We start from the raw sequence: 23164 nt of genomic DNA on the forward strand, positions 1-23164 counted from the left end.
TTCGCGTTTCCGGTCACCACCACACCGCGGGGAGCGCCCGATCGTCCAAGAACGCGGTCGATAACCTTTCGCTATCGGCGGGAGGGAGCTTCGGGTGGCCACGACGGTCGACGTGGACGTGTCGACGCTGGTCTGTTTCGTGGCGGTCGCCGAGGAGCAGAACTTCACCCGGGCCGCGGCGCGGGTCGGTATCTCCCAGCCCGGCCTCAGCAAGAAGATCAGGCTGCTGGAGGACGCGCTCGGAGTGCGGCTGTTCGACCGGGGAACCCGATCGGCCTCGTTGACCGGCGCCGGTGAGGTGCTTCTGCCCGCCGCGCTGACGATGATCGAGACGTGGCGCACCACGGTGGCGGAGCTGCGGCGCGACGAGGCCGCCGAGCGGGGCGTCCTGCGGGTCGGCTTCGAGGCCTCCGGAGCGGGCGCCCTGACCGCACGGGCCCGTGCGGAGTTCGCTCGCCGTCATCCGCAGGTCGTCGTCCAGCCGGCCCGGTTCGACTGGGGCGGCGAGGTGCCCGCCTTGCGGGAAGGGCTGGTCGACGTGGCCTTCGTGTGGCTGCCCGCCGACCTCGGTGACGGAATCGACCACGAGGTAGTTCTGGTCGAGCCGCGCGTGGTCGGGATGGCCGCCGCCCACCGGCTCGCCGGCCGGGAGACGTTGTCGCTGGCCGACATCGGTGACGAACCGCTGATGTGGACGCGTCGCGCGCCGCGTGCGTGGATCGACTGGTGGGCGGTGAACCCCCGCCCGGACGGCCGGTCGCCGGTGTGGGGACCGGAGAACGACAACGTCGAGGAGATGCTGGAGACGGTGGCGGCCGGCGCCGCGATCTGTATCGCCCCGACGTCGATGGCCGACTTCTACAGCCGCCCGGACCTCGCCTGGCGTCCGCTGCTCGACGCCGAACCGCTACGCGTGGCGATCGCCTGGCCCGCGAACTCCACCAGCCGGCTCGTCGGCGAGTTCCTGTTGATCGTCCAGGACCTGTCGGCGCTGGACGATGCGGCGCCGAGGCCATAGCGGTTCGCTATCGCCGCTGTTCTTGGACGCGGCGGGCCCCACGTTCCGGTAATCGGGATGTCCAGCCCCGAGAGCAGAACGGACCTCTCATGAAGACCGCCACCGCGATCACCATCGCGGACCTGCAGTACGCCTGAACGACGCGACGCGCGGCGTCGATCGTCCAAGTCGCGGGCGCGGGCCTGGAATGATCTACTCTGCGGGCCAGGCCGACCTGGCGGCGAAGGCGGTCACGGCATGACAAGCAGGCCCGAGGAGGCTGTCTCGCAATCCGACGAGCGTGCGCGATTCTCCGCTCTGCTCGAGGACAGCGCGGAGGATCTCTACGACAACGCGCCCTGCGGCTACCTGTCGACGCTGCTGGACGGACGGATCGCCAAGGTCAACGCCACGCTGCTGCGCTGGCTCGGCTACACCCGCGACGAGCTGGTCGGGCGCCGCGCATTCGCCGACCTGCTGACGATCGGCGGCCGGATGTTCAACGAGACGCACGTCGCGCCGCTGCTGCAGATGCAGGGCCAGGTCAACAGCATCGCGCTGGAGCTGCAGACCGCCGACGGCGCCCGTCTGCCGGTGCTGGTGACCTCCGTCGTCAAGACCGGTAGTGACGGGCAGCCGCTGCTGATCCGGACCACCGTCATCGACGCCCGCGACCGCCGCGCGTACGAGGTCGAGCTGCTGCGCGCCAGCCGGACCGCGCAGGCCGCCCAGGAGCGGGCCGAAGCGGCGCAGGCGGCGGCCGAAGCGGCCCAGGCACGAGCGGAGGCGGCGCAGGCGGCCGTCGAGGCCGAGCGGGCCCGGCTGGCCGAGCTCGCCGCCACCCTACAGAAGACCCTGCTGCCGCCGACGCTGATCCCGGTTCCCGGCCTGGACGTCGCCGCGGCCTACCACGCGGCGTCGGTGGAGGAGGTCGGCGGCGACTTCTACGACCTGTTCCCCCTGGCCGAGGGCGAATGGGGGCTCTTCCTGGGTGACGTCTGCGGCAAGGGTGCCCAAGCCGCCGCGATCACGTCCCTGGCCCGGTACACGCTGCGGGCCGCCGCGGTCTACGACAACGACCCGGCGGCGGTCCTGCGGAACCTCAACACCGTGCTCCTCTACGACCACCAGGGGCGGGTGCCCCGGTTCTGCACGGTGCTGTTCGGCATCCTCACCCCGGCCGGAGCCGACGGCGCGTTCTCGCTCACGCTGGCGGCCGGAGGCCACCCGCCGGCGCTGCTGATGCGCGCCGATGGCACCGCCGAGGCTCTGCACACCCCCGGTGGTCAGCTGATCGGCGTCCTGGCCGACCCGCAGATCGTCACCACCACCGTGCGGCTGGCACCGGGGGACACGCTCCTGCTGTACACCGACGGCCTCACCGAAGCGCAGACCGCGCTGACCGGCGCCCACCGCTACGGCGAGGCGGCGCTCCTGGACTTCGCCGTCTCCCTGGCACCGACCACCGCGACGGACGCCGTGAACGCGGTGACCACCCTGCTCGACGCGTTCGGTGACGGCGTCGACGACGACACCGCCCTCCTCGCGTTGAGCGTGCCTGCCCGGGGAGCCGACGTGGGGCGCCCATGAAGGCCCACCTCACGACCGACGCGCGCACCACCACGGCTGGACCCGTGCTGAGCCTCGCCGGGGAGCTCGATCACGCGACCGCTCCGCAGGTCCACGCCGCGCTCCTCGAGTTGCGGCTCACCGATGGTCAGCAGCTGACCCTCGACATGAGCGGGGTGACCTTCTGCGACTCCTCCGGCATCGGCTCACTCCTTGCGGCGCACGCCTACGCCGAGCAGGCCCGTGGAGTCTTCGTGCTGTCCGCGGTGCCCGCACGCACCCGCTACCTGCTCGGCGTCGTCGGCCTCGACCTGGTCCTCCCGATGTTCCCCACCGCCGACGAGGCGGTCGACGCGTGGACCGACACCGGCGACCCCACACCGCGGTAGCTGGGGCCGACCGGTCGGTCCTACTCGTCGATCTCCGCTCGGCAGGTCACGGGTTCGTCCGCCTGGCCCGCCACCCGGGCCACCTCGCGACCTTCCACGAGGATCCGGCAGCTGCGCGGACCCGTGCCCGGCTCAGCGGTGAGCGTCGTCTTCCCGCGATCGACGACCAGCTTCTTCGTGTAGGGCACCGCGACGTCGGACTCCTCGACGCTGCGGGTGACCGTCCGGTCGTCGGATTCGCTGCGCTCGGGGTACGTGCGGGTGAGCGTCACCGTGTCGCCGCCGCCGGTGATCTCGTAGGTCACCTCCAGCGGCCCGGTGTCCGCGCACCCGGTCGCTCCCATCCCCAGCGCAACCACGACCATGATGCCCGGCACCCACTTGCCCATGTCAGCTCCGTTCGACTCTCGCGGCCGGGGCCTGCTCGGCCCGGGTCCGCTCCAGCACAGTGCCGGTCGAGGCGCTGCGTCGGCGTCTGCCCGGCGATGCATATTCCTGCCGGGCTGATCAGTCCCGCGGCTGATCAGAGGTACATCGCGAGCCGTGGGGAGAGGCGTCCGGCGCCCCCGTCAGCGGGGGTGCAACAGCCCGGCGCGTTGCCGGATCGCCGCGGTGGCGGCGTGCAGCTCCTCTTCGTCGGCCAGAGTGGTGTTGCCTTCGTACGTGACTCCGGCCGGTGGATCAGCCGCGCCGACCGGGTCGGCGTCCCAGAAGTTGCCCCGGTAGATCACGTTCTCCAAGGGCGGCCAGACCGTCAGAACGGACGAGTTGTCCGCCCGGACGACGACGTTCTCCTCGACGGTCACCCAGGCAGCGCCGTAGTCGGTGTAGAGCCCGAAGTTGTACGGCGTCCGGGTGTCCTCGACGACGTTGCCCCGGACCACCGCACCGTTGGCCGCGGAGGTGCCCTGTGGCCCGGATAGGTAGATGCCGCCGCCGTCGGCGAGTACCCCGAGCGTGCGAGCGGTGAGATTGTGCAGGACCCGGGTGCCCTCGCCCGGACCCGCGACGATTCCGCAGTGCGGGACGTCGGTGACCTCGTTGTGCGCGATCGTGCAGCCGTCGGTGGCCGTCACGGCGATGCCGGGGGAGCCGGAGTACTCGGCTCCGGTGTGGTGGACCTTGTTGTCCTCGATCGAGACCGCCCGTGAACCGGTGGCCGTCAGGGCGGCGGCGGAGAGCGTGTCGAAATCACAGCTGCGCACCGCGAGCTCCGTGCCGCCGGAGAGTTCGAGGGCGGTCGCTCCCATCCGGGTGAACCGGCAGTGCTCGATCACCACCCGAGTGCAGTCATGGAACCGGACGCAGGCGGGGATGGAGGACGACGCGGTCGGCACCGTGACCCACGCGTCTTCGCCGAACGTCACCCGATCGATCGTGCCGCCCTGGTAGAAGCCGATCCCGTGGTAGTGCAGAAACCCCTTCTCGCGGGCGGGCCACAGCCACGTGGCGTCGGCGAAGGTCAGGCCGCGGAAGGTGACGTCGCTGGTGTTCCGGGCACGGAGGAGCGTCTCCGCGATCGGGGCGACCACCCTGGTGCGCTCCGGGGCTTCGCCCTCCTGGGGCAGGTAGCGCAGGAGATGGTGGCCGGGGCGTGAGCGGTCCAGCACGAAGGTGCCCGGCTCGGTGAGGAAAGAGGCGTCGTTCTCCACCCGGGTGGGCAGGCCGGGGCCACTCGTCGTTGCCCCCTCGTAGGCGGAGTTGTAGAGATCGAGAGCCCAGCCGAACGCCGGTTGGGACATCGTGACGGTGACCGGGCCCTCACCGCTGACGGCCGCGACGGTGCAGCGTGCCTCGGTCCACGGGTAGACGCCCCGGTGGACGAACTCGACGTCGGCGGGGCTCTGCCAGCTCAGCGGGGCGTCGGAGTCGATGGTGTAGCCGGTCGGGGTCTGGACGGCCCCATCCGGTAAGCCGGGGATGCCGGCCCGCTCGACCCGACGATCGTCGACGTAGAGCTGGCGAGTGTCCAGGTCACCGACGTCGGCCAGCCAGACGCCGCCCTCGACTCGCCAGTCGGTGATCTGCCGGCCACCGCTGAGGACCGGGGCTTCCTGCTTCGGCGTTCCGTACCCGTACGCCTGGTAGACGATCCGACCGCCGTCGGACCCGGAGTCGACTTCGGTCAGTTCCCACGGTGCGGTCAGCCCGTAGGTGCCCGTCCGAAGATTGATGACGACGTCGCCCGCCGCGCCGCTGGCCGCATCGCGGGCACGGGTTACCGTCGCGAACGGTTGCTCGAACGAACCGGGCCAGGAGTCGTCGCCTGTGGGTGCTACGTGGAATTCCATCATGGATCCACCTCCGCGCTGTTTATAGCATAAACTTACCTCGCAGGAGAGAACGGAGGCGGCGATGGTGAAGGACGCAGCGGGGGATCCCGACCGCGTGGTCGAACTGCTGTGGCAGGAGGGCGACGCTGCGCCGCGGACCGGGCTGAGCCTGACCCGGATCGTCCTGGCGGCGATCGAGGTGGCCGACGCCGAAGGGCTCGACGGGTTGTCGATGCGCAAGGTCGCCGACCGGCTCGGGTTCACCAGCATGTCGCTGTACCGGCACGTGCCTGGCCGGCAGCACCTGGTGGACCTCATGTGCGACGCCGTCCTCGGTCCTCCCGGCACGGCACCGTTCCCTGAGCCCGCCGATGCGTCCGACGGCGAGTGGCGGGACCGGCTGGAGGCGTGGGTGCGTGCCGGATGGCAGCTGCGTGAGCGTCATCCCTGGTTGGCCGAGGTGCGGGGCACCCGGCAGGTGCCTGGGCCCAACGGCGTCGCGCACTACGAGTACCTGCTGAGCACGGTCGCCCGTACCGGCCTGCCGCCGGCGCAGGTGATCGCCGTCGTCGGCCTGATCGGGCGATTCCTCGACGCGGAGGCGCTGCGGCTGGTGGAGACCGCGCGGACGGAGCGGCTCAGCGGCGTCACCGAAGCGGAGTGGTGGGGCTCCCGCGACACGCTCTACGCCCGGCTCGACCGCTATCCCACGCTCACCTCCCTCTGGGAGGCCGGCGGCTTCGACGACCCGGAGGACCCGTTCGAGTTCGGGCTCCGGGCCGTGCTCGACGGTGTGGAAGCGCTGGTCGCTCGTTACGGAACCCGTGACGAAACCTGTCCCGTCTGTGGGAATCCGATGGAGCGAGCAGCCTCCGGGCGCCCCCGGGAGTACTGCTCGCGGGCCTGTCGGCAGCGCGCCTACCGTCGGCGCCACTCCGGCTGACCGGCGCGGACCTCGCCGATGCGAACGGGCGAGCGTGTTACCGGCCGGCCGCGGCGGCGAGCAGTCGCTGGAGCCGTACGCCGTGATGCACGTCCAGAGCGGAGGAGACGCCTGCGGCGACGGCCTCGGCGAAGCCGGCGGCGATCCGCTCGCGGACGGTGACGGGGTCCTCGGCGGCCGGGTCGGTGAGGACGATCCGTCCGGTGTCGGTGACCGCCTCACACCGCATCGGCCCGTGCGCACCCGGCGTGGTGATCGAGAGCGCGGTGTGGCTCACGGCCCCGTTCTCGTGTTCGAGCGTCACCGCGGTGACGGCGCCCGCGCGGTGGGCGTGGACGACGGTGGCCGGTCCGGCAGCCGCCGTCACCAGGTCGAACACCTGCTTGCCGACGTCGTGCAGCGCCATGTCCTGACGGCGCCACGGGGTGGCGAACGGAGAGCCGGCGAGGGCGCCGCTGCCGATGAACTCCGCGGTCAGCACCCGTGGCCCGGCCGCCTGGACGTCGGCGAGGAAGGTCTGCACGGCATCGGTCCACCGGTTGGTGAGCATCAGCTGCGTGACGACGCCCGCCGCCTCCGCCGCCGCGGCGATGCGCTCGGCCGCGTCGACGGTGAACGCGAGCGGCTTCTCCAGCAGCAGATGGCGCCCGGCAGCAACGGCGAGCGGCGCGAGCTCGGCCTGCACGTCCGGTGGGACGGCGAACGCCACGGCGTCGCAGGATTCGAGCAGCGCGTCGAAGGAGGCGGCGACCGGCGTTCGGAGCCGATCGCCCAGCTCGGCCGCTGCCTCGGGCCGCCGGGCCCAGACCGCGGCCAGCGTCGTGTCCGGGCCGGCGGCGAGCATCGGGCCGGTGAACATCGTCGCCCACGGGCCGGCGCCGACCAGCCCCATCCGCACCGTCATCGTGTGTGGTCTCCGTCCGCGGGCCGATAGCGGTACCGACCCTACGCCCGGCCCCGGGAGGCGCCGCTTCCCGCCGCCACGCGGGTCGTCCTGCCGCCCAGATGTGACGCCGTCCACTTCCGAGCGATAGTCGTCCGTATCGGCGCGGATTGGGGCACGGTATCCCCATCGGGCTGCGACGAGGGAGTGCCGTGCACGTACTCACGACTGGCGAGGCTGTCTCCGACCTGCTGGCGCCGTACGCGGCGGTGGAGCGACGTCCGGGGCGGCTCGGTTGCTGGGTGATGGGCCACATGGTGGGCGGGCTGGACGGCTCGGCGGCGATCGACGGACGGGTCGGACGCCTGTCGACCGCGCCCGACGTCGAGCTGTTCCGGCTGATGCGGGCCCTCGCCGACGTGGTGCTGGTCGGCGCGCAGACCGTGCGCGCGGAGGGGTACGGTCCGGCGCGGTTACCGGCGGAGCGGATCAAGGCGCGGCGGGCCGCCGGTAAGCCGGACACGCCTCCGATCGCGATCGTGAGCCGCTCGCTCGACCTGGACTGGACGGCGAAGATCTTCACCGACGCTCCAGCCGATCGCCGGACGACGGTCATCACCTGTGAAAACGCCGACCCCGACCGGCTCGCCGCCGCTCGCGGCGCCGCGGAGGTGGTGCTCGCCGGAACCGAGCGCGTGGAGCCGGCCGCGGCGATCGCGGGCCTCGCCGGGCTCGGCCACCGCACCGTGCTCTGCGAGGGAGGCCCCACCTGGCTGGGTGAGCTGGTCGCCGCGGACCTCCTCGACGAGCTGTGCCTCACGATCTCTCCGCTGATGGGCGGTGACCCGCTCCCGATCTCGGTCACTCCGCCCGCCGCGCCGGTCGCGCCGTTCGCCCTGCGACACGTGCTCGCCGACGGGGACACGCTCTTCCTCCGCTACGAGCGGGGGACCCGATGACCGACGACGCGTTCGGTGGGCTGGTGGCCGCGCTCGACCCACCGCTGATCGTGGTGACCACCGCGGTCGGCGACGAGCAGGCCGGATGTCTGGTGGGCTTCCACGCCCAGTCGAGCATCACGCCGGAGCGCTACTGCGTCTGGCTCTCCAAGGCCAACCACACCTACCGGGTCGCGCTGCGCGCCGATCACCTCGCGCTGCACTTCCTCGCCGAGGAGGATCTGCCGATCGCGGCGCACTTCGGCACGTTGAGCGGCGACACCGTCGACAAGTTCGCCGACCTGCCGACCGAGCGCGGCGTCGGCGGGGTACCGCTGCTGGCCGGCTGGCCGAACTGGCTGGTGGTTCGCCGCAGCGCCCTGCTCGACGAGGGTGGCGACCACGTCTGCCTGCCCGCCGAGGCGGTGGCGGCGCGGCACGACAAACCGTTCACGCCGCTGCGTCTCTCGCAGGCCGGTCACCTTCAACCGGGCCACGGCAACGAGGAACGGCACGACCCGCCCACCGAACGCGCTGCCCGCTGAGCGCTCTCCCGGACGTCGAGCCGCGTTCCGGGATCACTCCGCTCGCCAGCTGCACAGCGCCCACCACAACTGAATGGTGTGCGTCAAGGTCCCGGTGCGGAGAGCGGGCGACGTCGTATTTCCCGCGCGCTCGGACAACTCGTGGAACCGTCGGAGCCGAGATTTGACGGTATTCGGGTGCACGTGCAGCAACTCCGCCGTCGGCGCCAATCGGCTGCCCACCGCCAAATAGGTGAGGAGCGTGTCGACTATGTCCCGATGCCGTTCGTCCGAGCGGTCCAAGCCGGCGAGCAATTGCCGGGACAACAGCGTCCCGAGTGATCGGGATTTTCCCAGTGCGATCTCGACCGCGCTGTCGAGCAACGCGTGCGGTCCCTGGTCGCCGTTCTGGCGATGTTTCGTCAATGCCTCCCGGCACAGGAGGTAGACCGGAGGCAGTTCGGAGAGCGGAACCGGCGGGCTGTGGACCATGAGAACCGGCGACCGGTAGCCGGTGGGCAGATCTGCGCGGATCGCGCAGAGCACGCCGTGGATCAGCACGGAGATGCCGTCCGGGGACTCCAGCGGCGCTTCCAGCCGGCGGGCCTCGCTCGGCACGGTGACGTCGACGACCAGGCAGCGGTACTCGCGGGACGGGTCGAGGCCCGCCTCGGCCGCCCAGGCTCCCTCGCCGGTCTCCAGCAGGTGACGCAGAGCATCCGCCTGCCGGGCGCGAGTCGTGCGGCCGAGCTGCGTCTCGGCCGTGCGGTACGCGAGCACCATGCTGTTCTGCAGCCGGCCGACGATCTCGTCGAAGCGGGGCAACAGCGGCAGCAACTCGTCGGGCGGCAGCGACTCCGCACCTTGGGTGATCAGCGCCTGCAGCACGACCTTCCGTGCCGCTAGCACGCCGTTGAGCAGGACCGGGAGGCTGATGCCCTGCTCGACACGGTCGACGGCGAGGTGCTGCGCGGCCGCGGTCGACCGCTCGGCACGGGCCACGTCACCGGCGAGCGACGCCCCGACGGCGTCGAGCATCACCGCGATGTGGCGCTCGACCTCGGCCTCCGGGAGCTTCCGCGCGGGGCTGCCCGGGCCGAGCGCGGCCTCGGCGGCGGCGGTGAGCAAGCCCTGGTCGGCGGCGAGCCGGTCGATCAGCGGAATCAGTGAACTCTTTTCGACCTCGGTCATTCCACTGTCCTCCGGCCGACTGCGCCGTTGCGTCGAAGGCCATCAGCGTGGGTGCATTCCGGTCGGCGGTCAATGGCGATTGGCAGCGCCTGCTGGGGTGCTTGCGCAGGTGCTGATATGCCGACTCGTTCACGGCGGCGCTCGGAATCGATACCCGTACTTCGCCGTACATCGCCGTCGTCCGACCGTGTCCCGTCCGGACATTGTCCTCGACCGGGGCGCTTGATTGGCTCGGCCGGCAACGATTCCCTCTCCCGACTGGGGTCTTCAATGAAGAGGATTCAGCTGAGTGCCGGTCGGCCGGCAATGTGTTCCGCGGCGGCAATTCTGACCGCGCTGGCTGTCACGGCGGTGACACCCGTCGCGACCGCGAACGCCGCGCGTCCGGCGGCCGAAAACGCGTTGCAGGAGGTGATGTTCGTCGGCAACAACTGGGACGGCACGGCGGACGTCATTCGCTCCCGCGGGAACTACGCGAAGCTGGGCCGGATCAACGTGGTGCCCGACAAGGCGGCGCGGATGGCCGAGATCTTCGCCGATCCGATCCGGCTCGTGTTCTTCCTCGGGATCCGGAACGGGGTGGGGGAAGGGCACGACCAGCTCGTCGACGACCTGTACAGCACACCGGACGGCAGGTCGCTGGTGGCCTCGCGGCCCAGCTTCGCCGACGTCGTCTCGATCGACGTCACCACCGGCAAGCTCAACTGGCGTTTCCCGGTCTCCGGCCACCGGTCCGACCACATGGCGGTCTCGCCGGACGGCACGAGGGTCGCGGTATCGGCGTCGCTCTCGAAGACGGTGCACGTCTTGGACATCAACACCGGGAAGCAGCTCGGTTCGTTCCCGACCGGTGAGAAGCCGCACGAGAACGTCTTCACGAGCGACGGCAAGCAGCTGTGGAACATGTCGATCGGCAACGTCGACAGCAACCTGGACTCGCCCGCTTTCGACTTCACCAAGGGTGATCGACGCATCACGATCGCCGATACGTCGACGTTCAAGGTGGTGCGGACGATCGACATGCGGCCGCGCCTGGACGCCGCCGGCCGCAGGGACCTGTCGGACGCCGTCCGCCCGGCGGTGTTCACCCCGGACTTCTCGACGCTCTACTTCCAGGTGTCGTTCTTCCACGGCGTCGTGGAGTACGACGTCGCCCGGGATCGGATCACCCGGGTGGCGACGCTGCCGACCAATCCGAACACCAACCCGGACCGCACCACGTGGGTGAACGACTCCCGGCACCATGGGCTGTCGATGAGCCCGGACGGCCGCAAGCTGTGCGTCGCCGGAACGGTGGACGACTACGTGACCGTGGTGGACCGGGCGTCGCTGGCCCCGGGTGCGCTGGTGACCGCCGCGAAGCCCTACTGGGCCACGGTGAGCGGCGACGGCAAGCAGTGCGTGATCTCCGAGAGCGACGCCGACCGGGTGACCGCGATCGACTTCGCGACCGGTCAGAAGGTCGTCTCGGTCCCGGTCGGCGACCACCCGCAGCGGGTCCGGCTGGCCCACGTACCGGCCGGGTGGTCGTCGCCGACGGGCTGACCGCCCGGAGTTCAGTCCATGAACTCCGCGGCGAAGCCCCGGACCTGATCGACGTCGAGAGGGTCCTCGAAACCGACGATGAGCTCCTGGACGCCGGCGGCTTCGTACGCCGCGATCCGCCGGCGGACGGTCTCGACGGTGCCGACCAGCCCGTAGGAGCCGGGGTCACCCGGGTAGGCGAAGTCGGCACCGGGCGGGACGCACGCCCGGGCCTCCTCGTCGGTGTCGCGGATGATGCAGGGCTGGTTCACCGCTCCTCCGACCCGGTAGTACGTGCCCTCGAAGGTGGTCTCCTTCTCCGTCCACAGGGATCGGATGATCTGCACGGCCTCGCCGAGCTTGCGGAGTCGCTCGCCCGCGGTCCCGAACTCGTAGCCGTAACCGACGTAATCCGGCTCGTACCACCCGGCGCCGATGCCGAAGCTCAACCGGCCGTGCGCCATCACGTCCACGGTGGACGCCATCTTCGCCTGAAGCGCCGGGTTGCGGTAGCCGTTGCCGGTCACGAGCTGGCCGATCCGCACCCGATGGGTGTCCCGGGCAAGGCCCGCGATCACGGACCAGGCCTCGAAGACGATCTCCTGCGACGGCGGGATCGTCGTGAGATGGTCCGGTGCCCAGAGCGTCTCGTAGTCCAGGTCGTCCGCGCCCCGGGCGAGGCGCGTGAGTGCTTCGTAAGCCTCGACCGGATCGGGGATGCCGGCGAACTCCTGACCGAATCCGGTGGGAAGGAAGATGCTGTACCTCATCGTCACGTCCGCGGCGCCTCTCGCTCGGTGGTTCGTGTCCCGCTGCCGGGTTTGCGGTAGTCGAGAGAGACGACCCCGGACTCACTGCGCTCCACGGAGACCAGCGACAGCCGGGTGGGGACGCCGCCGAGTCGCGGCATCGTCTCGCCGCCGCCCTGCAGAACCGGGTAGATCGTCAGCCGCACTTCGTCCACCAGGTCGCGGGCGAGGAGCGCGTGGGACAGTCGGCCGAACCCGTAGATGACGAGGTCGCCGTCCCCCTCGCGCTTGAGCCGGCGGACCGCCGAGACCGGGTCCTCGTCGATCAGGACCGCGTTGTTCCACTCGGCGCGCTGCAGAGTCGACGAGAAGACGTACTTGCGGATCGCGTTGACGCGGTCGGGGTAGGGCCCGGACTCGTACGGCCACGCCGAGGCGAAGTACTCGTACGTGTTCCGACCCATGAGCATGGCGTCGCTGCGGTTCAGCTGCTCCAGGGATTCCTGCGCGGCGGCGGCGTCGAAGAAGGGGCCGGCCCAGTTCCGCGGCGCCTCGTGCACGCCGTCCAGCGTCAGCAGGCATCCGACGATGAGATTGCGCATTCTCACTCCGTACGTGGTCGTCCGACTCTCGGTCCCGGTGCAGACCGCCGCGGGCGCGGAAAGGAATCGGTGGGCGGGACCCGCCGATTCCTTTCCGCGGTCGAGGCGGTCCATAGGGTCGGAGGGAGTGGTGTCGAGGTGCAGACGAGGACCACCGTGGCGGGGATGAGCCAGTTCGAGACCGAGACCGAGCCGTTCCGGCGCGAGTTGCTGGCGCACTGCTATCGCATGCTCGGCTCCGTCGCCGAGGCGGAGGACACGGTCCAGGAGACCTACCTGCGGGCGTGGCGGGCGTTCGACCATTTCGAGGGCCGCTCGTCGGTGCGCACGTGGCTGTACCGGATCGCCACCAACGCGTGCCTCACCGCCCTGGAACACCGGCGGCGGCGAGCGCTCCCGTCCCACCTGGGCGGGCCGAGCGCGGACCCGTCCGCGGCCGCCCGGGCCGACGACTCGGTGTCCTGGCTCGAGCCGATGCCGGACGCCCTGGTCAAACCGCTCTCCGGCGACCCGGCCGAGGTCGTGGTGGCGCGGCAGAGCCTGCGGCTGGCGCTGGTGGCGAGCCTGCAGCATCTGCCCGCCCGGCAACGGGCGGTGCTCCTGCTGCGCGACGTACTGGCGTTCCCCGCCGCGGAGGTCGCCGAGATCCTCACGACCACGGTCCCGGCGGTGAAGAGCTACCTCCAGCGCGCCCGCGCGAAGCTCGATGACGTCGCGCCCGCCGAGGAGGACTTCCAGGAGCCGGCGGACCCCCGTCAGCGCGTCCTCCTCGATCGGTACGTGCGGGCGATCGAGACCGTGGACGTGCAGGCGCTGCGGGAGCTGCTCCACGAAGACCTGGTCCTGGAGGCGACGCCCGGCCGTACCTGGCACGCCGGGGTCTCGGTGTGCCTGCCCTTCCTCCAGCGGCAGGTGCTCGACGCCGGCCGGTGGCGGATGCTCGCCACCGCGGCCAACGGACAGCCGGCCGCGATCAGCTATCTGCGGGACGACACCGGCTCGTACCGCGCGTTCGGAGTCATCGTCCTCACCACGACAGCCACCGCGATCAGCCGGATCAACGCGTTCGGTGACGCCGACCTGGTCGCGGCGTTCGGGTTCCCCCAGGTCCTGCCGACCGAGGAGGAGGACGACGTCGCGGAACCCACCTGCTGACGCCCGTCGTCCGTTTAAGATCACGCATTACTCCGGGGTTTCCCGAAGGTTTCGCCGAGTGCATCCCCCTGCTCTGATTCGGTCCGTCTGACCCTCGCTGGAGACACCGTGATCAGCTTCAACCTGTCCCAGGTCTTCCAATCGGTCTCCGACGCCATTCCGGACACCGAAGCCGTGGTCTGGCGGGATCGCCGCCTCACCTACCGTGCGATCAACGAGCGGGCCGACGGGCTCGCGCATTACCTGGCCGGCCGAGGGCTGGGAGCGCGGCGGGAACGCGCGGAACTCCGCGGCCACGAGTCGGGCCAGGACCACGTGGGCCTCTACCTCCGCAACTGTCCCGAGTACGTCGAAGCGATGGTCGGGGGCTTCCGCGCCCGCCTGGCGCCGTTCAACGTCAACTACCGGTACGTGGCCGAGGAGCTGCTGTACCTGCTCTCGGACGCCCACGCTCGCGCGCTCGTCTACCACGCCGAGTTCGCTCCGTGCCTCCAGACGATCCGGGATCAGTTACCCGAGCTCGAGGTCCTGATCCAGGTCGCCGACGAGAGCGGCAACGACCTCCTCGACGGCGCCGTCGCCTACGAGTCGATCATCGAGACCCCGCCGCCGCCCGCCGGGATGCCGACGCCCACCGGCGACGACCTGCTCGTCCTCTACACCGGCGGAACGACCGGGATGCCGAAGGGCGTGCTGTGGCGGCAGGACGACATCTACGTCGCCGCGATGGGTGGTACGCCGTTCGGCGCGCCGGAGCCGTTCGCCTCCTACGCGGAGATCGCCGCCGCGGCCACGGCCAACCCGGGAAGCCAGCGGTTGCTGATGATCCCGCCGTTCATCCACGGCGCCGCGCAGTGGAGCGCGTTCTACACGTTCACGAACGGCGGCACGATCGTCCTGCTGGACGACGTCCACCACTTCGACGCCGCGCAGGCACTGCGTTTGATAGTCAGCGAGCGGGTCGTGGGAATTCCGGTTCTCGGTGACGCGGTGGTGCTCCCGATCGTCGAGGAGATCGAGCGCGCGATCGCCGCCGGCGAGCCGTACGACCTGTCCGGTTTCGCGGCGGTGTCGAACGGAGGCGCGCCGCTCTCGCCCGGAATGCGGGAGCGGCTGCTCCGCGCCCTGCCGCACGTGCTCTTGCTGGACGCCGCCGGGTCGTCGGAGACCGGGATCCAGATGAGCGCGCTGTCGGCGAGCGGGGCGATGACCGAGGCCGGTGTGTTCGACGCGCAGGAGCAGACGGCGGTCGTCGACGACACGCTCTCCCGCGTCCTCGCGCCGGGGGAGGGCCAAGGCTGGTTGGGTCGGCGGGGCCGCATCCCGCTCGGCTACCTGGGCGATCCGGACAAGACGGCCCGCACCTTCCCGGTCGTCGACGGCGTGCGCTGGGCACTGCCCGGCGACCGCGTCGAGCTCCTCGCCGACGGTCGCATCCGGCTGCTCGGCCGGGACAGCGCCACGATCAACACCGGCGGCGAGAAGGTGTTCGCCGAGGAGGTCGAGCGCGCGATGCTGGCCCACCCCGCGGTCCGCGACGTGATCGTCACCGGCCGGCCGTCGGACCGGTGGGGGAGCGAGGTGGTCGCGATCGTCGAGCTGAACCCGGACGTCGACGCCACCGACGACGACTTGATCGCGGCGAGCGCGCGTCACATCGCCCGCTACAAACTGCCGAAGATCATCGTCCGCGTTCCGGAGATCGCCAGGTCGCCGTCGGGGAAAGCCGACTACCGGTGGGCGGCCGAGCAGGCCAGGAAGGCCACCTCCTGATCGCCTATGCCGCTGTCAGTGCTCTGCGCGGTGCGCGTTGAGCCGGGCCGCCTGACGCGTCAGGTGGGCGCGCTCGGCGAGGTTGGCGGCTTTCCGGCCCGCCTCGGCGTACAACCGCGCCGCCGTCACCAAATCGCCGTCGCGTTCGTGGAGGTACGCCGCCACGGCCGCGTGGCGGGGCAGCGCGGGGTCCAGCGTCGCGAGCGCCGCCAGCCCGGCCCGCGGTCCGTCGGCCTCTCCGACCGCCACCGCCCGGTTGAGCCGGACGACCGGGCTGTCGGTGAGGCGTGCGAGCTCGTCGTACCACTCGACGATCTGCACCCAGTCGGTCTCCTCGGTGGTGGGCGCGTCGGCGTGGAGGGCCGCGATGGCGGCTTGGGCCTGGAACTCGCCCAGCCGGTCGCGGGCGAGGGCCGCCTGCAGGATCTCGACACCCTCGGCGATCGACTCGGTGTCCCAGCGGCTGCGGTCCTGCTCGGCGAGCGGTACCAGGCTGCCGTCGGGCGTGAGCCGGGTGGCGCGTCGCGCGTGGTGGAGCAGCATGAGGGCGAGCAGCCCCGCCACCTCCGGGTGGTCGATCGCGGCCGCGAGCTGCCGGGTGAGCCGGATGGCCTCGGCGGCGAGGTCGACGTCGCCGGAGTAGCCCTCGTTGAAGATCAGGTAGAGGACCCGCAGCACGGTGGCGACGTCGCCGGGCTGGTCGAACCGCACGCCGGAGACGGTGCGCTTGGCTCGGCTGATGCGCTGCGCCATGGTCGCCTCGGGCACCAGGTAGGCCTGGGCGATCTGCCGGGTGGTGAGCCCGCCGACGGCGCGGAGCGTCAGCGCGACGGCGGACGACGGCGTCAGCGACGGGTGGGCGCAGAGGAAGTAGAGCTGGAGCGTGTCGTCCACCGGAGGCGTGGGGCCCGGCATCGGCTCCTCGTCGACGAGTTCCTCGCGCCGGCGGCGGGCGGCGTCCGCCCGTGCCGCGTCGAGGAACCGGCGCCAGGCCCTGGTGACCAGCCAGCCCTTCGGGTCCCGTGGCGGGTCCGCCGGCCAGCTGCGGACCGCCTCGACCAGCGCGTCCTGCACGGCGTCCTCGGCCGCCGCGAAGTCAGCTCCGCGGCGGACGAGGATGCCGAGGACGCTCGGCGTGAGGCTCCGGAGCTGCGCCTCGTCGATGTGGGCCCCGTCGATCGGAGAGGTCACTCCGTAATCGTCGGCGGCACGGTCAAGAGCGGACGCAGCTCCAGCCACTCGTGGATCGGCTTCCCGCCCGCCCCGGGAGCGGCCGAGAGCTCCCCGGCCAGCTCGAGCGCGCGCTCGTAACTACTGACGTCGATGATGTACCAGCCGGCGATGAGGTCCTTGGTCTCGGCGAACGGACCGTCGGTGATCGGCGGGCGCCCCTCCCCGTCGGACCGGACGAACGTGCCCTCGGGGGCGAGCGCCTGGCCGTCGACGAACTCCCCTGTCGTCTCGAGCCGGCCCGCGAAGTCACTCATGTACTGCACGTGGGCGGAGATCTCCTCCGGCGTCCACTGGTCCATCGGCACGTCGTTGACCGGAGCCGGGCCGCCGCGGTAGTGCTTGAGCAGCAGGTACTTAGCCATCGTGGTTCTCCTCGGTGCTGGCGCGACCCATTCTCGTCACGTTCACCCCGGGGACGAAGCCGGGCGCGGGTTCTCGACATGGCGTCCGAGGATCTCCGAAACTATTTCCCGCGTCCGGCCTGCAGGATCTGTTCGGTGCCGCGCACGTTCACCGCCAGGACGTCCTCGAACGGTCCCTCGTCGGAGATCCCGCCGAGGCAGGGGTGACACGTCCCTTGATGGCACTGTTTACCCTCATTGACACCGGACATCGTTCCGAATGAGGGCGGGCAACGCGGATGGATCTCGATTCCTATTTCTCGATCGGCGCGACGAGTATCGACTCCGCGCAGAACACCTTCACCAACCGCACCGTCGAGCTCGACGCGTTCGCGCAGGCGCTGGACGCGATCGCCGTGTCGTACCCCCGCGCGGTGGAGGCGGTGGAGGACCTGACGAGCCCGCGGCGGAACGTGTTGACGTTCTACGGCGTCGGCGGGATCGGCAAGACCCGGCTCTCCCGCGAGCTGGAGACGCGTTACCTGGCAGCGCCCGCCGATGGCGATGCCGAGCGGCTGAGCCACCGGGTGGATTTCGAGGCCGGCTCCGCCACCGACGTGGAGGGGCTGTTGCTGGGGCTGCGGGCCGCGCTCGGGTCCTACCGCCCGTGCTGGCCGGCGTTCGACCTCGGATTCGCGGTCTACTGGGAGCGGGCCCACCCCGGCGAGGCGATGCGCACGGTGCTGAACGACTCGTCGTCGTTCCGCCGGATCCGCCGCGACGTCGACCTCGGGAGCCAGCTGCAGAAGGCCATCGAGGAGCTGCTGTCGTCGGCGGGCGGTGTGCTCGGCATCTTCACCGCCGGTGCGCGGTTGGCCGGGCGGAGCGTCCGGGACCGGATCCGAGAGCGTCGCGTCCTGCAGGAGTGCCCGTTCTTCGAGCGTGTCGTCGACGAGCCCGACCCGGCGAAGATGCGCATCTACCTCTCGGTCCTGCTCGCCTGGGACCTGGCGCAGCTGCAGCAGAAGGCGTCCCGCGCCGGTCGGTCGCTCGCGCTCACGGTCTTCTTCGACACCTGGGAGCGGGTGCAGGACGGCGAGCCCCGGTTAGGCAGTGTGGAGGACCTGCTCAGCCGCTTGGTCTGGCTGATGCCCACGACGCTGTTCGTGGTGAGCGGCCGGAATCGGCTCCGCTGGGCCGACGACGAGAGCCGCGCGCGCATGCAGTGGGCCGGCCCGGACCGGTGGCCCTATCTCGACGAGGGAGCCGGCCGGGTGGAGCCGCGCCAGCATCTCGTCGGCGGACTGTCGCCCGAGGACAGTGACCGGTTCCTCCGGCTGCGCCTGATGCGGGACGCCGAGCCGGTGCTGTCACCGGAGGTCCGGCAGCAGATCATCCGCGCCGCCCACGGCCTGCCGCTCTACCTCGATCTGGCCGCCGTGCGCTACGCCCAGCTGCTGGTCAGCGGCCGCACGCCGAGCCCGGAGGAGTTCGGGCAGCCGTTCCCGGAGATCGTGCTGCGCCTGATGGCCGACATGAGCACCCCGCAGCGCGCGTTACTGCGCATGGCGTCGCTGGTCGGCCGGTTCGACCTCGACCTCCTGCTCGCCGGTGCGCCGGACCTGCCCGACTCGGAGATGTCGCGCTTCCTCCGCCGCTCGATCGTCCGCCACGAGCCGGAGGAGTACCTGCCGTACAGCCTGCACGAGACGCTGCGCCACGCGGTCCGCGGCGCCGACCTCGCCGAGGACCAGTGGTCGGACCGGGAGTGGCGACGGGCGGCGCAGCAGCTCACCGACGAGATGCACCGCCGGGTCGACCGCCACACCGGCGGAGACGTCTCGATGCTCTCGACCTACTTCCTGCAAGCGTTCCGCCTCGCGCCCACGCTGGGCGGAGTGGAGCCGTGGTTGTGGCAGCTCGCGGCCCGGCTCCAGTCCCTGGGCGCGCTACCGACGCTCGCGCTGGCCGGCGCGTCGCTCGAACGCGGGGCGCCGGCGCAGGTCGCCGCCGATGTCTTCGCCGCGGTGGCCCGTCGGCGTGAGCGCGGGCCGGAGCCGACCGCCCGGCTCCTGCGTCGCAGTCTGAACGACCCGGAGCTCGACGAGGTGGGCCGTCAGTTCGCGACGCACTGGCTCGCCTGGATGCTCGACGAGACCGGTGACTGGGACGACGCCGAGCAACTCCGTCTCGGCCTCATCGCCAGGAACGGGCTGTTCGCGCCGTTCGTCAAGCACGCGCTCGGTCGCAGCGACTGGATCTGTGGCCGCCTCGACCGTGCCCGCGGCTGGGAGTTCGCGCTCTCCGACCCGCGTCAGCGGTTCTGGCAGACGGGCATCCAGGGCCGCGTCGAGTGGGTGCTCGGCCGGTTCGCCGAGGCCGAGGACCTCTACGCCCAGCGGCTCGCCGCCGCCGAGGAGTTCGGGTCACCCCAGATGGTGGCCGACGTGCTGCGCGGACGGGCACAGCTGCTGTGCTTCACCGATCCGGCGCAGACCGGGCCCGGCCTGGAGGCCGCGGAGATCTACCGTCGGCTACGGGTGCCGGTGAGCGAGGCCGAGACCCGTGCGGCGCTCGCGGTGTCCACCCACGTCCCCGGGGAGACCGCCTCGACGCTGGCCGAGCTGGCGACCTGCCGCGCGTCCGGTGCCGGGGTGTGGGCGGACGCCGGCGAGGTCCTCGTTCGCTGCCTCGAGGGGGACGTCGAGGGCGCCCACGAGGTCCGGAGCCGGATGGCGACCGAACAGCAGGGCGCCGCGTACGGGTTCTGGCTGGCGATCACCGGGTGGTGGCTCGACGAGGCGAGCGGACAGCTCGAGGAGACCGACGCGCCGGGCGTCACCTGGCTCCACGGCGCAGACGACGCGCGGAGCCGCTGGCAGGAGGTGCTGCGCCGCCGGATCCCGAGCAGGTGAGCGCTCCGCCGACCGCCAGCCCGGCGCTCAGCGGTCGACCGGGGACCCGGCGAGGAAGCCGGCGAGCGCCGCGGCCAGAGCGGCGGGCTGCTGCTCCTGGACGTTGTGGCCGGCGTCGATCTCGACGATCTCGGCGCGGGGGACCCGGGACCGGAACTCCTCGACCGCGCCCGGGCCCAGGAAGCCCTGCGTACCGCGGACCAGGAGGACCGGGACCGTCGCCTCCTCCACCGCCGGCCAGAGGTCGCGGAAGTCGACGTCGAACCTCGCGCCGGGTGGCGGGCTGGCGAGGTGGTGCTTGAACACGACCACGCCGTCGTCGCGCACGCGGGTGTTGAGGACGACGCCCCGGGCGAGCGCACGCCGCGAGGAGCCGAGGCCGGCGGCGAGGGCCAGCTCGACGATCTCCTCGCGGGATCCGAACTCCAACGGTCCGGAGAGGAAGGTCGTCACCGGCGCGGCGTCCTCGGGGCGCAGGCCGGGGCTGACGTCGACGAGGACCAGACGCTCGACCAGGTCCGGGCGGGCCTGCGCGAGCGCGAGCGCGGTGACGCCGCCGAGCGACTGGCCGACGAGGGTCTGCCGGGCGCCCGGCGCGTGCGCGTCGAGCACGGCCGCCACGGCGGCGGCGTTCGCGCGGGGCCCGTAGTCGAAGTCGTCCCGCCAGGCGGAGTCGCCGTGCCCGGGGAGGTCCACGGCGAGCGCGGACCGGCCGAGCGCGAGGATCGTCGCGTCCCAGGTGTGGGCGTTCAAGCCACCGCCGTGCAGCAGCGTGATCCCGGGGGACTCGCCCCAGAGCAGCGCGCTGACCGTGCCGGCCGGCGTCGCGGCGTCGACGCGGCGCACGGTGGGGAGCGCGGCCGGCGCACCCACCTCCGCAGCCTCTTCGGCGAGGAATTCGAACTCGCTCACGTGCTCTCCCTTCGGACCGGCGGACGCGGCCTAGGTGACCGCCGACGAGGCCTCACCCGCCTCCATCGACCGCTGACGCCCGCTGGCGGCGCCCGTGGCGGTCACATTTTTCGGGAAGACCATCGCACGAGCCGACCCGCAGCATGGACTTTCGGGAAGAGCACCCCACGCGGCGCCGCGAGAGGTGCTCTTCCCGGCAATCGGCGGGCGGCGGCCCCGCGGGGACGCCGGGGCCTCAGGGCGCCGGGTGGTAGCTGGGGAGGATGGAGCGGGGGATCGGTCCCTTGTTGCGCTGCCCGCTCCGGCTCTCCTCCCAGGCGTGGGCGAGGATCCCGACGCTGCGGCTGAGCACGAACAACCCGCGGGCCAGCGGCGCGGGGAACCCGAGCTCGGCGTAGATCACGGCGGTGGCGCCGTCGATGTTCATCGGGACCGGCCGCGCACGGCCGCGATTCAGCTCGGTCTCCACGGCCCGCGCCGCCGCGGCGTGCCGACCCTCGACCACTCCCTCGTCCACCGCGGCGTCGACCAGCGCGAGCAGCGGATCCCGCCGGGGATCGACCGGGTGGAACCGGTGGCCGAAGCCCGGTAGGTAGCGCGACCGCGACCGCCAGGCGGCGACCGTGGCCGCGGCGGCTTCCTCGAGGGCGCCGTCGAACGCCACCACGTCGGTCAGCAGCTCGACGCACTGCTCGCCGGCGCCGCCGTGGACGTCGCCGAGCAGGTTGACACCGGTGGCCATCGCGTTGTTCAAGCCGATACCGCAGGTGGCCGCCATCCGAGCGGCGGCGATCGACGGGGCCTGCGGCCCGTGGTCGACGGAGGCCACCAGCGCGGCCTCCAGCAGCGCCGCCTGGCCGGGTGTCGGCAGATCACCGCGCACCAGCAACCAGATCATGCCGGGGAAACTCAGCGAGCCGATCAGCTCCTGCACCGGGCGGCCGCGGAGTTCGACGACGCCGGGCTCGATCCGGGAGACGCCGGTCGCCCACCAGTCGGCGACCTCCTGCCGGACCGACTCCGCGGTCACGACGTGGCCTCCGCGGTGCGGGCGCCCCACGCCGCCAGCAGTTCGGGAATCCGTGCGGTGTCGGCCCCGAGGAGCGGCGCGGGCCCGGTGGGCGTCAACGGCTCCCCGTCGACGAGCACGCCGTTGCCGGTCATCCGCACGGTGCGCTGCTCGTCGCCGGGGAACGGGACTTCGGTGAGAAATCCGCGGTGCGCGAGCTGCTCGACCTCGACCGCCTGCGGCACGGTGAGGATGCGTGCCGCGGGTACCCCGGCCGCCGGGAGGATCTTCTCCCACTCCCGGGCGGTGCGCGCCCGCAGCGCCGCGTTGAGTTCCGCGTTCAGCGACTCCCGGTGGGCCTTCCGCGCCTCCCGCTCGGCGAACCGCTGGTCGAGTAGCAGGTCTTCCCGACCGACGAGGCGGCACAGCGTCTCGAACTGCTCCTGGCGATTCGCGGCGATGTTGAGTGGTCCGTCGGCGGCGTCGAACGTCCCCGACGGGGCCGCGGTCGCGTTCTGGTCGCCCATCGGTTCCGGGGGGACGCCGCTGACGAGGTAGTTGGAGACCGCCCAGCCCATCGACGACAACGACGCCTCCAACATCGACACGTCGAGGAACGTGCCCTCCCCGGTCCGCGCCCTGGCCGCGAGCGCCGCGGTGATGCTCAGGGCCGCCATCAGGCCCCCGACGGTGTCGGCGATCGGGAAACCCACCCGCAGCGGCGCGGTCTCCGGTGTGCCGGTGATGCTCATCATCCCGGCGAGTCCTTGGACGATCTGGTCGTAGGCCGGTGCCTGGCTCATCGGTCCGGTCTGGCCGAAGCCGCTGATCGCGCAGTAGACGAGGGCGGGGTTGAGCGAGCGGAGGCGCGCCCAGGGGAACCCCATCCGGGCCAGGACCCCGGCGCGAAAGTTCTCCAGGAGGACGTCGGCGCCGGTGACCAGCTGCTCGAAGGTGTGCTGGTCCGCGTCGTCCTTGAGGTTCAGCTCGATCGACTTCTTGCCCGCGTTCTGCGCCAGGAACGACGCGCCGACGCCGGCCCGGTTGAGCGTGGCGTCCGGACCCAGATGGCGGGCCAGGTCCCCGCGGCCCGGCGTCTCGACCTTGACGACCTCCGCCCCCAGCAGCATCAGGTGGTAGCTGCAGTAGGGCCCGGCGAGCACGTTCGTGAGGTCGAGGACGCGAATGCCGTCCAGCGGTCGTCCCTGCATTGGCATGGCTCCTTCCGCGGCCACATGGTCCGA

Annotated in this window: 21 protein-coding genes; 10 read left to right on the forward strand and 11 right to left on the reverse strand. The window is 71.6% G+C overall.

The features are described 5' to 3' along the window. The first annotated feature begins 94 nt into the window (after positions 1-94). The 3 genes from ABEB28_RS05745 (at position 95) to ABEB28_RS05755 (ending at position 2955) form a co-directional block, all read left to right on the forward strand. The gene (locus ABEB28_RS05745) at positions 95-1018 is read left to right on the forward strand and encodes a LysR family transcriptional regulator (RefSeq protein ID WP_345726914.1); all 924 of its coding nucleotides are present in this window, start codon (positions 95-97) and stop codon (positions 1016-1018) included. Between the two features lie 237 nt (positions 1019-1255). After that, a complete protein-coding gene (locus ABEB28_RS05750) occupies positions 1256-2587 on the forward strand; it encodes a PP2C family protein-serine/threonine phosphatase (protein WP_345726915.1) in 1332 nt (443 codons plus the stop codon). Beyond that, entirely contained in the window at positions 2584-2955 is a 372-nt protein-coding gene (locus ABEB28_RS05755; protein WP_345726916.1) for an STAS domain-containing protein, read from the forward strand. The genes ABEB28_RS05750 and ABEB28_RS05755 overlap by 4 nt, the downstream gene beginning before the upstream one ends. Positions 2956-2975: 20 nt before the next feature. On the opposite strand, the gene ABEB28_RS05760 is transcribed toward ABEB28_RS05755, so the two are convergent. Then, the gene (locus ABEB28_RS05760) at positions 2976-3344 is read right to left on the reverse strand and encodes a hypothetical protein (protein WP_345726917.1); all 369 of its coding nucleotides are present in this window, start codon (positions 3342-3344) and stop codon (positions 2976-2978) included. Positions 3345-3524: 180 nt separating this feature from the next. Continuing rightward, positions 3525-5246, reverse strand: coding sequence for a right-handed parallel beta-helix repeat-containing protein (locus ABEB28_RS05765; protein WP_345726918.1), 1722 nt, complete (start codon positions 5244-5246; stop codon positions 3525-3527). Between the two features lie 64 nt (positions 5247-5310). On the opposite strand from ABEB28_RS05765, the gene ABEB28_RS05770 reads away from it, so the two are divergent. Continuing rightward, positions 5311-6171: a TetR/AcrR family transcriptional regulator gene (locus ABEB28_RS05770; protein WP_345726919.1), complete on the forward strand. Its 861-nt coding sequence runs from the start codon at positions 5311-5313 to the stop codon at positions 6169-6171. Positions 6172-6208: 37 nt separating this feature from the next. On the opposite strand, the gene ABEB28_RS05775 is transcribed toward ABEB28_RS05770, so the two are convergent. Then, positions 6209-7075 carry a Gfo/Idh/MocA family protein gene (locus ABEB28_RS05775; protein WP_345726920.1) on the reverse strand — a complete coding sequence of 289 codons (867 nt, stop codon included), beginning with the start codon at positions 7073-7075 and terminating at the stop codon, positions 6209-6211. Between the two features lie 191 nt (positions 7076-7266). Here ABEB28_RS05775 and ABEB28_RS05780 point away from each other — a divergent pair, with 191 nt between their 5' ends. Both ABEB28_RS05780 and ABEB28_RS05785 read left to right on the forward strand, forming a co-directional pair. Continuing rightward, on the forward strand, positions 7267-8013 hold the full coding sequence (locus ABEB28_RS05780) for a pyrimidine reductase family protein (RefSeq protein ID WP_345726921.1): 747 nt from the start codon (positions 7267-7269) through the stop codon (positions 8011-8013). Continuing rightward, a complete protein-coding gene (locus ABEB28_RS05785; RefSeq protein WP_345726922.1) occupies positions 8010-8537 on the forward strand; it encodes a flavin reductase family protein in 528 nt (175 codons plus the stop codon). Before ABEB28_RS05780 ends, ABEB28_RS05785 begins: the two co-directional genes overlap by 4 nt. 33 nt (positions 8538-8570) lie before the next feature. Here the strand turns inward: ABEB28_RS05785 and ABEB28_RS05790 are convergent, their stop codons facing one another. Then, complete coding sequence (locus ABEB28_RS05790; RefSeq protein WP_345726923.1) at positions 8571-9707, reverse strand: RsbRD N-terminal domain-containing protein; 1137 nt, start codon at positions 9705-9707, stop codon at positions 8571-8573. A 306-nt stretch (positions 9708-10013) separates the two neighbouring features. Here ABEB28_RS05790 and ABEB28_RS05795 point away from each other — a divergent pair, with 306 nt between their 5' ends. Further along, positions 10014-11252 carry a YncE family protein gene (locus ABEB28_RS05795; RefSeq protein WP_345726924.1) on the forward strand — a complete coding sequence of 413 codons (1239 nt, stop codon included), beginning with the start codon at positions 10014-10016 and terminating at the stop codon, positions 11250-11252. Positions 11253-11263: 11 nt separating this feature from the next. Here the strand turns inward: ABEB28_RS05795 and ABEB28_RS05800 are convergent, their stop codons facing one another. Both ABEB28_RS05800 and ABEB28_RS05805 read right to left on the reverse strand, forming a co-directional pair. After that, on the reverse strand, positions 11264-12001 hold the full coding sequence (locus tag ABEB28_RS05800; protein WP_345726925.1) for an LLM class flavin-dependent oxidoreductase: 738 nt from the start codon (positions 11999-12001) through the stop codon (positions 11264-11266). Positions 12002-12003: 2 nt separating this feature from the next. Beyond that, positions 12004-12582, reverse strand: coding sequence for a dihydrofolate reductase family protein (locus tag ABEB28_RS05805; RefSeq protein ID WP_345726926.1), 579 nt, complete (start codon positions 12580-12582; stop codon positions 12004-12006). A 138-nt stretch (positions 12583-12720) separates the two neighbouring features. Between ABEB28_RS05805 and ABEB28_RS05810 the strand changes: the two genes are divergently transcribed. Both ABEB28_RS05810 and ABEB28_RS05815 read left to right on the forward strand, forming a co-directional pair. Further along, the gene (locus tag ABEB28_RS05810; RefSeq protein ID WP_345726927.1) at positions 12721-13737 is read left to right on the forward strand and encodes a sigma-70 family RNA polymerase sigma factor; all 1017 of its coding nucleotides are present in this window, start codon (positions 12721-12723) and stop codon (positions 13735-13737) included. Positions 13738-13845: 108 nt separating this feature from the next. Then, positions 13846-15510: an acyl-CoA synthetase gene (locus ABEB28_RS05815; protein ID WP_345726928.1), complete on the forward strand. Its 1665-nt coding sequence runs from the start codon at positions 13846-13848 to the stop codon at positions 15508-15510. A gap of 15 nt (positions 15511-15525) precedes the next feature. Here ABEB28_RS05815 and ABEB28_RS05820 read toward each other — a convergent pair whose 3' ends face one another. Then, positions 15526-16674: an RNA polymerase sigma factor gene (locus tag ABEB28_RS05820; protein ID WP_345727055.1), complete on the reverse strand. Its 1149-nt coding sequence runs from the start codon at positions 16672-16674 to the stop codon at positions 15526-15528. Between the two features lie 23 nt (positions 16675-16697). Next, positions 16698-17105: a YciI family protein gene (locus tag ABEB28_RS05825; protein WP_345726929.1), complete on the reverse strand. Its 408-nt coding sequence runs from the start codon at positions 17103-17105 to the stop codon at positions 16698-16700. Between the two features lie 278 nt (positions 17106-17383). Here ABEB28_RS05825 and ABEB28_RS05830 point away from each other — a divergent pair, with 278 nt between their 5' ends. Further along, on the forward strand, positions 17384-19999 hold the full coding sequence (locus ABEB28_RS05830) for a hypothetical protein (protein WP_345726930.1): 2616 nt from the start codon (positions 17384-17386) through the stop codon (positions 19997-19999). A 27-nt stretch (positions 20000-20026) separates the two neighbouring features. Here the strand turns inward: ABEB28_RS05830 and ABEB28_RS05835 are convergent, their stop codons facing one another. The 3 genes from ABEB28_RS05835 to ABEB28_RS05845 form a co-directional block, all read right to left on the reverse strand. Continuing rightward, a complete protein-coding gene (locus ABEB28_RS05835; protein ID WP_345726931.1) occupies positions 20027-20911 on the reverse strand; it encodes an alpha/beta fold hydrolase in 885 nt (294 codons plus the stop codon). A 235-nt stretch (positions 20912-21146) separates the two neighbouring features. Further along, entirely contained in the window at positions 21147-21941 is a 795-nt protein-coding gene (locus tag ABEB28_RS05840; protein WP_345726932.1) for a citryl-CoA lyase, read from the reverse strand. Continuing rightward, positions 21938-23131, reverse strand: coding sequence for a CaiB/BaiF CoA transferase family protein (locus ABEB28_RS05845; RefSeq protein WP_345726933.1), 1194 nt, complete (start codon positions 23129-23131; stop codon positions 21938-21940). Before ABEB28_RS05845 ends, ABEB28_RS05840 begins: the two co-directional genes overlap by 4 nt. Positions 23132-23164 lie beyond the last annotated feature (33 nt).

The organism is Cryptosporangium minutisporangium (assembly GCF_039536245.1).
GTDB classification, from domain to species: domain Bacteria; phylum Actinomycetota; class Actinomycetes; order Mycobacteriales; family Cryptosporangiaceae; genus Cryptosporangium; species Cryptosporangium minutisporangium.